Genomic DNA, 11,272 nt, shown 5'->3' with positions numbered 1-11,272 from the left:
CCGCCACCCCCCACGGCCCCACCGGCCGCCCCGGCGCCCGCGGACGGCTCCGCCCCCCGCACCTCCCACATCGGACCGCTCCCGGACCCGCTCCCGTCCCGCGCCCACGTGGGATCCCGGCCGCCCACCTACGACCCCGAGCCCACCGCCCTCCCGCAGGCCGACCCCGACGAACTGGACGGCCTGGTCCCGGACACCGTGCTGGACGGGGCCCGCTACGGGGCCTGCACCCTGCGCGCCGCCTCCGTGCGCGGGGACTCCGCGCGCTACCGGGGCGAACCCCGCCGCGACGCGCTGCTGACCGCCCGGTTCGGAACGGGGGAGCGGGCCCTGGTCCTCGTGGCGCTGGCGACCGGCGCCCGGAGCGCGCCCGGGGCCCACCGGGCCGCCGCCGAGGCCTGCCGGTGGATCGGCGAGGCGGTGGGCCGCAGCCACGCCCGCCTCGTCGACGACATCAGGGCCGCCCGGCGCGGCGACCTCAAGTCCGGCCTGCACCGCCTCACCGACCGCAGCCTCGGCAGGCTCCGCGCCGCCGCGGCCGAGCAGGGCCTCGAACCCGACGCCTACGCGGCCACCCTGCGCTGCCTCCTGCTGCCCGCCGACCCCGAGTGCCGCACCCGGGTCTTCTTCGGTGTCGGCCCCGGCGGGCTGTTCCGGCTGCGGGACGGCGCGTGGCAGGACATCGAACCCGAGGTCACCGAGGCCAAGGGCGAACCCGTGATCGGTTTCGGCTCGCCGCCCGCCGGGACCCCCGACGGCGACCGCCTCACCATGGACCTGGGCATCCCCACACCCCCGAGCCCGTACGAGCCCGCCCCCGAGCCGCCCCGCGAACCCTTCCGCTTCCGCACCTCCATAGCCCGCCCGGGTGACACGCTGCTGATGTGCGGTACCGGCCTCGCCGACCCCCTGCGCGGCGAACGGGAGCTCCGCGCCCACCTCGCCGACCGGTGGTCCCGCCCCGGACCGCCCGGCCTCGCCGCGTTCCTCGCCGACACCCAGGTACGGGTCAAGGGGTACGCGGACGACCGTACGGCCGTCGCCGTCTGGGAGGCGTGAGCGCACATCGTGTGAATTCATGGAACCCGTCAGGCATCTTCGGCACCGGAGGGGCAGACGGGAAACCATGGCCAAACAGAACGTCGCGGAACAGTTCGTCGACATCCTCACCCGCGCGGGGGTCAAACGCCTCTACGGCGTCGTCGGCGACAGCCTCAACCCCGTCGTCGACGCGGTGCGCCGCAACCCCGCCATCGACTGGATCCACGTACGGCACGAGGAGACCGCCGCCTTCGCCGCCGGCGCCGAGGCCCAGATCACCGGCAGACTGGGCGCCTGCGCCGGTTCCTGCGGGCCCGGCAACCTCCACCTCATCAACGGCCTCTACGACGCCCACCGTTCCATGGCCCCGGTCCTCGCCCTCGCCTCCCACATCCCGTCCAGCGAGATCGGCCTGGGCTACTTCCAGGAGACCCATCCCGACCAGCTCTTCCGCGAGTGCAGCCACTACAGCGAGATGATCTCCAGCCCGCAGCAGATGCCCCGGCTGCTGCAGACCGCCATCCAGCACGCCGTCGGCCGTTCCGGCGTCAGCGTCGTCACCCTCCCGGGTGACATCGCCGACCACGCGGCCCCCGAGAAGCCCCTGGAGACCGCCCTCGTCACCTCCCGGCCCACGGTCCGCCCCGGCGACGCCGAGATCGACCGCCTCGTCGACATGATCGACGAGGCCGGGAAGGTCACCCTGTTCTGCGGCGCCGGCACCAAGGGCGCGCACGCGGAGGTCATGGAGTTCGCGAGCAAGATCAAGTCCCCGGTCGGGCACGCCCTGCGCGGCAAGGAGTGGATCCAGTACGACAACCCGTACGACGTCGGCATGAGCGGACTGCTCGGCTACGGCGCCGCCTACGAGGCCACCCACGAGTGCGACCTGCTGATCCTGCTCGGCACCGACTTCCCGTACAACGCCTTCCTGCCCGACGACGTGAAGATCGTCCAGGTCGATGTGCGGCCCGAGAACCTCGGCCGGCGCTCCCGGCTGGACCTGGCGGTGTGGGGCGACGTGAAGGAGACGCTGCGCTGTCTGACGCCGCGGGTCCGCGTCAAGGACGACCGGAAGTTCCTCGACCGGATGCTCAGGAAGCACGCGGACGCGCTGGAGGGGGTGGTGAAGGCGTACACGCGGAAGGTGGACAAGCACGTGCCGATCCACCCCGAGTACGTGGCGTCCGTCCTGGACGAGATGGCCGACGACGACGCCGTGTTCACCGTCGACACCGGCATGTGCAACGTCTGGGCGGCCCGCTACCTCTCGCCCAACGGCCGCCGCAGGGTGATCGGTTCCTTCTCCCACGGCTCGATGGCGAACGCGCTGCCGATGGCGATCGGGGCGCAGTTCACCGACCGGGGCCGGCAGGTCGTGTCGATGTCCGGCGACGGCGGGTTCACCATGCTGATGGGGGACTTCCTCACCCTGGTGCAGTACGACCTGCCGGTGAAGGTCGTCCTGTTCAACAACTCCTCGCTGAGCATGGTGGAGTTGGAGATGCTGGTGGCCGGACTGCCCTCGCACGGCACCGCCATGAAGAATCCCGACTTCGCCGCCGTCGCCCGCGCGTGCGGCGCCCACGGGGTGCGGGTGGAGAAGCCGAAGGAGCTCGCCGGGGCGCTGAAGTCGGCGTTCAAGCACAAGGGTCCGGCCCTCGTCGACGTCGTCACCGACCCCAACGCGCTGTCCATCCCGCCGAGGATCAGCAAGGAGATGGTGACCGGTTTCGCCCTGTCCGCCTCCAAGATCGTGCTGGACGGCGGGGTCGGCCGGATGGTGCAGATGGCCCGTTCCAACCTGCGCAACGTGCCCCGGCCGTGAGGCGGGACGGCCCCGTGCGCGCGTGTGCCCGGGTACGTGGCCGTCGCACTTCGGCCAACTACCGTTCGTGACCGTCCGGCACGACTGGTACGCGGCCGGCCGGGCAAAAATCTCCGTGAAGGTGTTCGAGTACAGGGGGAATCGGCATCGGCACGCGGGCGGGGGCCATGAAAAGTCAGGCTTCGGCGGATCGGCTGAGGCGCACACTGGGGCGTGCGGATCTGCGGGCGGTGCCCGAGTCCCGCAGAGCGTTGCGGGAACTGCTCAGGCACTGGGGGACACCGGAGCGCTCCGAGGTCGCGGAACTGCTCACCAGCGAGCTCGTCACCAACGCGCTCGTCCACACCGGCCACGAGGCGGTCCTCACGGCCGTCGTCGGGCCGCGTGGACTACGGGTGGAGGTACGGGACTTCGTGGACCGGGAGCCCCGGCCGCGGACCCCGAGCGTCGACGACGGCACGCACGGGAGGGGCCTGGTGCTGGTCGAGTCCCTCGCCGACGGCTGGGGCGTCAGGAAGCACCGGGTGGGCAAGTCCGTCTGGTTCGAACTCGACGCGGAAGCGGCCTGAAGGGAGGGGTGGACCACACCCTTCAGGCCGCGACGGGGCGTCAGCCGAACTGCTGCTCCAGGTCCTTGAGCTTGCGCTCCAGGGAGTCCAGGCGCGGCAGGGCCTGGGTGTCGTCCTCGGCGGTGAGGTCGACGGTCCTCGGGTCAGCGCCGGTGCGCACCGGCTGCAGGGAGGGACGCGCGCGGACGGGCAGGGCCTCCGGCGCCGGTATGGCAGGCTCCGCGGAGACCACGTCGGAGTCGCGCTCCACCGTCGGCGCCTCCAGCTCGCGTCCGCCGCCCCGGCCCACGAAACCGCGGTGGCCACGGCTGATCGCCTTCAGCCGGGCCCGCTCCACACGCTGCTGGTCCCGCCTGCGCTGCCTGGCCTCGTCCTTGCGGATCTTGTCCTCGCGCACTTCCTCGACCGCCTCGTCGAGGCTGCGCACGTTCTCCAGCAGCATCAGCGACCAGGCGCGGTAGGTCTCCCGGGGGGCGCGCAGCCAGCGGACGATACGGATCTGCGGCAACGGGCGCGGCACCAGGCCCTGTTCGCGCAGGGCGGCCCGGCGGGTCTGCTTCAGCGCGCGGTCGAACAGGACCGCCGCCGACAGGGACATGCCCGCGAAGAAGTGCGGGGCGCCGTCGTGTCCGAGGCCCCGGGGAGCGTGCACCCAGTTGAACCAGGCCGCGGCGAGGGCGAACGTCCACACGAGTATCCGCGAACCGAGGGCCGCGTCACCGTGGCTGGCCTCGCGCACGGCGAGCACCGAGCAGAACATCGCCGCGCCGTCCAGGCCGAAGGGGACGAGGTACTGCCAGCCGCCGGACAGGCCGAGGTTCTGTTCGCCGAAGCCGACCAGGCCGTGGAAGGAGAGTGCGGCGGCCACCGCCGCACAGCAGAACAGCAGGACGTAGGAGACGGTGCCGTAGAGGGCCTCCTTGCGCCTGCGGCGCTCCTCGCTGCGCTCCCACGAGTCGTCCGCGCTCGTGCTCTTGACCGAGGAGCGCTTCCCGCGCGCCAGCACCGCCACCGCCGCCAGCATGCCCAGGAGCAGCACGGCGCCCGGAAGCAGCCAGTTCAGCGATATGTCGGTCAGTCTCATCTAAGGGGTCCCTTGCATTGGGATAGGGCGTGCAACGCCCGCCATAGTGGCCCAACTCCAGTGGTCCTCAGGGGGTTTCGGGGCAAGAGGCCGCCAAGGAGGTGCGAGGGGGGTGCCCAGGACGGCGTTCCGCTCGAACTGCCGCGTGAGGGGCAGGAGTTGAGTTCGAATAAGACTACCCGTACGAGCGGTTCCGGGAAGAGTTCCCGTGACGCGTGAGGGAATCGTGAATCCCCTGTGACCTCTGCGGCCCGACGACCGGATGATCTTATGCGCCGGGCGGGGGTGCCGGTGCCCGGCGCGGCGTCAACTCGCCTGCGCGACCAGCTCGGTGGCCCGCTTCCCGGCCCCTCCGGTGGCGCAGGTGCGCGGGCAGGTGGCGCAGATGTCCGCGGGGCGCAGGGTGTAGAACATGCAGCAGCTCACCCGGTCCCTGGTGACGGGCGCCGGCTCCCCGTCGGGCCCGGCCGGCCGGCGGAAGGCCGCCGCGCCGACGTACGGCCTGGTCGCGCCCGGCAGCAGCAGCTCCAGCTCGCGCAGCCCCCGCTCCTCCTCGCCGAGCAGCTGGGAGACGTACCGCAGGCTCTCGACGATCTCGTCGGTCGCCATGCCCCACAGGGCCCGGCCGCGGCGCCGCATCCGGGGGCCGAAACCGGTCAGCACGGGTTCGAGGTGCTGGGCGACCGCGTCGCGCACCGCCGCCCGCAGCGCCTCCTCGTCGGGCACCACGCGGGCGCCGGGCAGCACGGCGGCGGGGTCGCCGGGCAGGCAGGCGAAGCCGTCGGGCCGTACGGCCATGCGGCCCACGGCGAGGCCCTCGGCGGTACGGTCGAACGAGACGTGCGTCACGGGGTAGTACGGCACGCGGCGGTGCAGGAACCACGGCACGGTGATCAGCAGGCAGGCGGGCCAGGCGTAGCGGTGCAGACCGAAGCTGGCGATCACGTCCGGGCGGCCCCGCTGCCCGTAGTCCCGCAGCACCTGGGTGTCGTCCCAGGTGAGGAACCGTTCCAGCTCGGCCCCGCCCTCGGCCAGCGCCGACGCGGCGACCCAGCCGCCGCCCTCGGGTGCCGCCTCGCCGGTGCCGAGTTCGGTGACGGCCAGGGCGGGGAAGGCCTCCGCCAGGCGGGCGTACGCGTCCGCGACGGCCGAACCGGGCACGGGCATGGGACCACCCCTTCACGTCTCGAGAAGCAGGGCAATAAAGGTAAGGCTCACCTTACCGAACATCGTGGCGATGTGAACCGGCGCCCCCGTGCGCTTATGGTGCTTGACGGACAGGTGGCAACCCGCCGTAATGACCTCAAGTACCGAAACGTCCGCAGGAGGACCTTGTGAAGCAGGGCACGCGAGGGTCCGCCCTGACGGGGGACGCGGTGACCGGGCCTGCCGCCGCGGGGCGGTTCCGGGTTCCCGTCCAGCCGGCGGTGCGGGACGCGGAGCCGGAACGTGACCGGCGTGAGCGGCCGGGCCGTGCCGAGGGCTGCGCCGAGGGCGGCGCCGCGCGCGGTGAGCACACGCACGGCGAGACCGCCCTTCCGCGGCCCCGGGCCGCCGTCCAGCGGTCCTCCGTGCGCGGGCAGGTCCTCGAGGCCCTGCGCACCGCGCTGGTGACGGGTGACCTGCGGCCCGGCGAGGTGCACTCGGCCCCCGTGCTGGCGGAGCGGTTCGGGGTGTCCGCGACACCCGTGCGGGAGGCGATGCAGCAGCTCGCGCTGGAGGGCGCGGTCGAGGTCGTGCCCAACCGGGGGTTCCGGGTCGTCGAGCGGGGGGCGCGGGAGCTGGCCGAGCTCGCCGAGGTCCGGGCGCTGATCGAGGTGCCGGTGATGATGCGGCTGGCGCGGACGGTGCCGGCCGAGCGGTGGGCCGGGCTGCGGCCGCTGGCGGAGGCCACGGTCCGGGCGGCGTCCTCCGGGTGCCGGGCCACGTACGCGGAGGCCGACCGGGCCTTTCACCGGGCGGTGCTGGGGCTTGCGGGCAACGAGCAGTTGGTCCGTATCGCCGAGGATCTGCACCGGCGTGCGCAGTGGCCCCTGGTGGGGGGTGCGTCGGGGGGCCGTGGGCGGGCGGAGCTGGTGGCTGACGCCCATGAGCACACGGCGCTGCTGGACGCGTTGATCGCGGGGGATCTGGAGGTGGTGCGGTCGCTGGTGGGGGAGCACTTCAGCGGGGCGGTGTGAGCCCGCCGGTTTTTTCGCCCCCGCCGCCCCTTCCCGTTCCCGTCCCCCGGGGGCGCTGCCCCCGGACCTCCGCTCCTCAAACGCCGGAGAGGCTGAGATGTAGCCCCTCCGGCGTTTGAGGAGCGGGGTCCGGGGCGGAGCCCCAGGTTCGGGACGGGAAGGGGCGGCGGGGGGCGAAAACCCTATGCCGTCGCCGCCCCCGGCGGTGCCAGCCGGTGGGCGAGCCAGGTGGGGACGCCTCCCAGGAGGCGGAAGAGGCGGCGGGCCTCCTCGCGGAGCCGGCCGGCCTCCGGTTCGGTCTCCGTATCGGCGAGGGAGACCAGAGCGGGAGCCGTGCCGACCAGGTAGCCCAACTCCTCCCGGATACGCAGGGATTCCGCGAATCCACGCCGCGCCTCGGCCAACTCCCCGTCGCGCAGCGCCAGCCCGGACAGATGGCGCCAGGTCGCCGACAGCAGCAGCGGGTCGGCGTGCGCGGTGGCGCCCGCGTGGGCGCGACGGTACGCGGCCCGCGCCGCCTGCGGCGACCGGGTGAGGTTCTCGGCGATCAGACCGCGCCGGAAGTCCAGCAGCGCCCGCCCCGCCGCCCCCGGAGCGATCAGCGCCGCCGCCCGGCCGAGCGCGGCCCGCGCCTCGTCCGCCCGGTCGCGTACGGCGAACAGGGTGGCGGCGTAGGCCAAGTACCCGCGTTCACAAGCGGCCGCACCCCGCTCGTCGTCCGTGTGCGCCAGCGCCTCGGCCGTACGCAGCGCGTCCTCGGCCTCCTCCCACCCCGCCTCGGTGTACAGACACCGCTCCACCAGCAGCGACGCCCGCTGCAGCGCCGCGTCCGGGCCGGCGGGTTCGAGCAGGGCGGCGGCGTCGGCCCAGCAGGCACGGGAACGCAGCCGCCACACCGCCGTCTGGAGGGGATCGTCATCGGCGGTCGTTCCGTCACCGGACATGGCGGTATGCGCCACGTTGCCCTCCCCGAGCACGCCATCGAGCTGTTGAGTGGTGGCCGCATCTCAGCACGAACCACCGGGCCCGGCCAAGAGGGTGGGTGAAGGATTTCACAAAGTCCCGGACCGCGGGCCTGAATCGGGGGCCCGGGCCGGCCGGGTTCAGCTCATCCGCAGCGCGAGGAAGAAGTCCAGCTTGTCCTCCAGCCGGGACAGGTCACGGCCCGTCAGCTGCTCGATGCGGCCGACACGATAGCGCAGCGTGTTGACGTGCAGATGGAGGCGGGACGCGCAGCGGGTCCAGGAACCGTCGCAGTCGAGGAACGCCTCCAGGGTGGGGATCAGCTCGGCGCGGTGCCGGCGGTCGTAGTCCCGCAGCGGGTCGAGGAGGCGGGCGGTGAAGGCGCGCCGTACGTCGTCGGGGACGAAGGGCAGCAGCAGGACGTGCGAGGCCAGCTCCTGGTGGCCGGCCGCGCAGACCCGGCCCTGACGGGCCGCGGCCACGCGCCGGGCGTGCCGCGCCTCCTCCAGCGCCCCGCGCAGCCCCTCCGCCGAGTGCACGGCGGCGGAGACACCGAGGGTGAGCCGGCCGTCGCCGTCGAGCCCGGCCGTGAGCGGGTCGCGCACGGCGGCGAGGAGCGCGTCGGCGAGGACACCGGCACCGGAGCCGTCGTGCTCGCCGGTCACCGAGGGCAGCGGTACGAGGGCGATCGCCTCGTCGCCGGTGTGCGCCACCGCGATGCGGTCGGAGTGCTCGGGCCCCGTCGACGCCGGGTCGACCAGGATCTCCTCCAGCAGCGCCTGGGCCACCGGCCCGCCGTCGGCCTCCTGGCCGTCCCAGTCGACGCGGGCCACCACGACCTGCCAGTGCGGCGCGGTCCCCAGCCCGGGCAGCAGCACCGGCGCGGCCACCCGCAGCCGCGCCGCGATCTCGCCGGGCGCGGCTCCCGTCTGCACCAGCTCCAGCACCTCCTGCGCGAGCCGCCGCCGCACCGTGCGCGCCGCATCCCTGCGGTCCCGCTCGACGGCGATCAGCTGGGTGACGCCGTGCAGCAGGTCCAGCCGTTCCCCGGTCCACTCCCCGGCGTCCGCCTCGACCGCCAGTACCCAGTCCGACAGCACCGTCTCGCGCACGTCGCGCGACGCCGGCGCGGAACGTGCGCTGCTGCGCACCGGGAAGAGGCTGTACGTCGTCCGGCCCAGCGTGACCCGGTGCGGGCCGGGCCGGCCGGTGCGGGCGGCCGCCAGCTGCTCCGCGGCGAGCCGCGCACACACGTCGGCGGGCAGCGCCGGCTCCGCCTCCCGCGACCCGGCGGCCGTCGAGCCCGCGATCAGCCGGCCGGTGGGCGACAGCAGCCAGGCCCGCAGGTCCAGGTCGGAACCGAGCAGGTCCAGTACGACGTCGGGGCCGCCGCCCGCCGGACCGGAGGTCATCATCCGCCGGTGCCGGTCCACCACGGCCGCCAGGTCCCCGGCGCGCTCGCCGGACACCTGCCGCACGACGTGCTCGGTGATGGTCGCGAACGCCACCGACTCGTGCACCGCGAACAACGGCAGCCGGTGCCGCGCGCAGGCCACCACCAGGTCGTCCGGCACGTCGCCCAGCTCCGCCGTACCGGCTGCGACGGCGGCCACCCCGGCCTGCGCCAGGATCCGTACGAACGGCTCCGAGTCCGCCGCGTCCCGGCGCCAGGCCAGGCCGGTGAGCACCAGTTCCCCGCCGGAGAGATAGCGGCTGGGGTCCCTCAGGTCGGTGGTCATCACCCCGCGCACACCGCGTTCCAGCTCGTCCTCGCCGTACAGCAGCCTCAGGCCCAGCGCGTCGGTGTCCAGCAGTGCGCGCAGCCGCATTCTCGTCTCCGTCGTTTCTTGTCTCGATGGCCGTGGCGGGCCGTGGAAGGACCTTCCGGGGAGGGCCCGTCGGGTGGCTGATCAGCGATGTCGGCCGTGTCCTGGACCGTGTCCCCTGTTTCCGGAGGAAAGTGGGGAGGGTACAGAGGACCTCCGTTCATACGAATCTACAAGATGTCTGCGCTGGCCAGCCAACTCCTTCATGGTTTCCGTGACTGACCCCCGCGGAGGGCCCGGCGGTGTACTGGCCGCACTCCGAGTGGAGCGCACCGGAACGGGCCGGGCCCGCCGCACACGGACTGGCCTGATCCGTACGCCCCACGAGACGAGGAAGAGAGCCGGTCATGGACTTCCTTCGCCCCGCCGGCTGGGAGGAGGCGCTCGCCGCGAAGGCCGAGCACCCCGCCGCCGTGCCGATCGCGGGGGGCACCGACGTGATGGTCGAGATCAACTTCGACCACCGCCGGCCCGCGTACCTGATGGACCTCAACCGCATCGGCGACCTGTACGAGTGGGAGGTCGGCGAGGACAGCGTACGGCTCGGCGCCTCCGTCCCGTACGCGCGGATCATGGAGCACCTGCGCGCCGAGCTGCCGGGCCTCGCCCTCGCCTCCCGCACGGTCGCCTCCCCGCAGATCCGCAACCGCGGCGGCGTCGGCGGCAACCTCGGCACCGCCTCCCCGGCCGGCGACGCCCACCCGGCGCTGCTCGCCGCCGGCGCCGAGGTCGAGGCCGAGTCGGTACGCGGGTCGCGCCGCATCCCCATCGACGCGTTCTACACCGGCGTGAAGCGCAACGCGCTGGCGCCCGACGAGCTGATCCGCGCCGTCCACATCAAGAAGGCCGACGGACCCCAGCAGTACTCCAAGGTCGGCACCCGCAACGCCATGGTCATCGCCGTGTGCGCCTTCGGACTCGCCCTGCACCCGCGGACCCGGACGGTGCGCACCGGCATCGGTTCGGCCGCCCCGACGCCCGTCCGGGCGCGGGCCGCCGAGGAGTTCCTGAACGCGGCGCTGGAGGAGGGCGGCTTCTGGGACAACGGGAAGATCATCACCCCGTCCGTCGCCCAGCGGTTCGCGGACCTGTGCGCCGCCTCCTGCGCCCCGATCGACGACGTGCGCGGCACCGCGGGCTACCGCCGGCACGCGGTCGGCGTCATGGCCCGCCGCACCCTGACCTGGACCTGGGAGTCGTACCGCGGCGCCCGCCGCAGCACGGAAGGAGCCGCGTGATGCGCATCGACTTCACCGTCAACGGACGCCCCCAGGAGGCCGACGACGTCTGGGAGGGCGAGTCCCTGCTGTACGTGCTGCGCGAGCGGCTCGGCCTGCCCGGTTCCAAGAACGCCTGTGAGCAGGGCGAGTGCGGATCGTGCACCGTCCGCCTCGACGGCGTGCCCGTGTGCTCCTGCCTCGTCGCCGCCGGTCAGGTCCAGGGCCGCGAGGTCGTCACCGTGGAGGGCCTGGCGGACCTCGCCAGGAGGCGCTCGGGCGGCACCTCACCGGACGCGGCCGGGGGCACCGGCCCGGGGACCGGCGAGGGCGGCGGACTGGCGCCCGTCCAGCAGGCGTTCCTCGACGCCGGCGCCGTCCAGTGCGGCTTCTGCACACCCGGCCTGCTGGTCGCCGTCGACGAGTTGCTGGAACGCGACCCCGACCCGACCGACGCCGACATCCGCGAGGCCCTCTCGGGCAACCTGTGCCGCTGCACCGGCTACGAGAAGATCATGGACGCGGTCCGCCTGGCCGCCGCCCGGCAGTCCGAGGGGGTGTGAG

10 protein-coding genes are annotated in these 11,272 nt (G+C 73.6%); 6 read left to right on the top strand and 4 right to left on the bottom strand.

Annotated elements, in window-relative coordinates; translation table 11 throughout:
• The 3 genes from IH50_RS0131390 to IH50_RS0131380 all read left to right on the top strand — a co-directional run.
• Positions 1-1,059 (top strand): protein phosphatase 2C domain-containing protein (locus IH50_RS0131390; RefSeq protein WP_051767521.1); only part of this gene is annotated, 1,059 nt, incomplete at its 5' end.
• Between the two features lie 67 nt (positions 1,060-1,126).
• A complete protein-coding gene (locus tag IH50_RS0131385) occupies positions 1,127-2,869 on the top strand; it encodes a pyruvate dehydrogenase (protein ID WP_030869938.1) in 1,743 nt (580 codons plus the stop codon).
• Positions 2,870-3,036: 167 nt separating this feature from the next.
• Complete coding sequence (locus IH50_RS0131380; RefSeq protein WP_030869936.1) at positions 3,037-3,438, top strand: ATP-binding protein; 402 nt, start codon at positions 3,037-3,039, stop codon at positions 3,436-3,438.
• A 40-nt stretch (positions 3,439-3,478) separates the two neighbouring features.
• Here the strand turns inward: IH50_RS0131380 and IH50_RS0131375 are convergent, their stop codons facing one another.
• Both IH50_RS0131375 and IH50_RS0131370 read right to left on the bottom strand, forming a co-directional pair.
• A complete protein-coding gene (locus IH50_RS0131375; protein WP_030869934.1) occupies positions 3,479-4,522 on the bottom strand; it encodes a DUF2637 domain-containing protein in 1,044 nt (347 codons plus the stop codon).
• Positions 4,523-4,828: 306 nt separating this feature from the next.
• Positions 4,829-5,689 (bottom strand): (2Fe-2S)-binding protein, encoded by an 861-nt coding sequence (locus IH50_RS0131370; protein ID WP_030869932.1) that lies wholly within the window; start codon positions 5,687-5,689, stop codon positions 4,829-4,831.
• Positions 5,690-5,856: 167 nt separating this feature from the next.
• Here IH50_RS0131370 and IH50_RS0131365 point away from each other — a divergent pair, with 167 nt between their 5' ends.
• A complete protein-coding gene (locus tag IH50_RS0131365) occupies positions 5,857-6,702 on the top strand; it encodes a GntR family transcriptional regulator (RefSeq protein WP_030869930.1) in 846 nt (281 codons plus the stop codon).
• Positions 6,703-6,884: 182 nt separating this feature from the next.
• On the opposite strand, the gene IH50_RS0131360 is transcribed toward IH50_RS0131365, so the two are convergent.
• Positions 6,885-7,646 carry a hypothetical protein gene (locus IH50_RS0131360; protein ID WP_030869920.1) on the bottom strand — a complete coding sequence of 254 codons (762 nt, stop codon included), beginning with the start codon at positions 7,644-7,646 and terminating at the stop codon, positions 6,885-6,887.
• A 159-nt stretch (positions 7,647-7,805) separates the two neighbouring features.
• A complete protein-coding gene (locus IH50_RS0131355) occupies positions 7,806-9,494 on the bottom strand; it encodes a PucR family transcriptional regulator (protein ID WP_030869919.1) in 1,689 nt (562 codons plus the stop codon).
• Between the two features lie 344 nt (positions 9,495-9,838).
• Between IH50_RS0131355 and IH50_RS0131350 the strand changes: the two genes are divergently transcribed.
• Together IH50_RS0131350 and IH50_RS0131345 are read left to right on the top strand one after the other, a co-directional pair.
• Entirely contained in the window at positions 9,839-10,729 is an 891-nt protein-coding gene (locus IH50_RS0131350) for an FAD binding domain-containing protein (protein ID WP_030869917.1), read from the top strand.
• The gene (locus IH50_RS0131345) at positions 10,729-11,271 is read left to right on the top strand and encodes a (2Fe-2S)-binding protein (protein ID WP_030869915.1); all 543 of its coding nucleotides are present in this window, start codon (positions 10,729-10,731) and stop codon (positions 11,269-11,271) included. Before IH50_RS0131350 ends, IH50_RS0131345 begins: the two co-directional genes overlap by 1 nt.
• Position 11,272 lies beyond the last annotated feature (1 nt).

Source organism: Streptomyces sp. NRRL S-37 (assembly GCF_000721605.1).
Lineage (GTDB): Bacteria > Actinomycetota > Actinomycetes > Streptomycetales > Streptomycetaceae > Streptomyces.
The sequence above is the reverse complement of the archived record's forward strand: the minus strand, read 5'-3'. Positions and strand labels throughout refer to the sequence as shown.

Excerpts from the sequence above, each read along its gene's own strand:
- IH50_RS0131345 (WP_030869915.1), top strand. The coding sequence starts at position 10,729 with ATGCGCATCGACTTCACCGTCAACGGACGCCCCCAGGAGGCCGACGAC.
- IH50_RS0131370 (WP_030869932.1), bottom strand. The coding sequence starts at position 5,689 with ATGCCCGTGCCCGGTTCGGCCGTCGCGGACGCGTACGCCCGCCTGGCG.
- IH50_RS0131375 (WP_030869934.1), bottom strand. The coding sequence starts at position 4,522 with ATGAGACTGACCGACATATCGCTGAACTGGCTGCTTCCGGGCGCCGTG.
- IH50_RS0131360 (WP_030869920.1), bottom strand. The coding sequence starts at position 7,646 with ATGTCCGGTGACGGAACGACCGCCGATGACGATCCCCTCCAGACGGCG.
- IH50_RS0131350 (WP_030869917.1), top strand. The coding sequence starts at position 9,839 with ATGGACTTCCTTCGCCCCGCCGGCTGGGAGGAGGCGCTCGCCGCGAAG.
- IH50_RS0131355 (WP_030869919.1), bottom strand. The coding sequence starts at position 9,494 with ATGCGGCTGCGCGCACTGCTGGACACCGACGCGCTGGGCCTGAGGCTG.
- IH50_RS0131380 (WP_030869936.1), top strand. The coding sequence starts at position 3,037 with ATGAAAAGTCAGGCTTCGGCGGATCGGCTGAGGCGCACACTGGGGCGT.
- IH50_RS0131385 (WP_030869938.1), top strand. The coding sequence starts at position 1,127 with ATGGCCAAACAGAACGTCGCGGAACAGTTCGTCGACATCCTCACCCGC.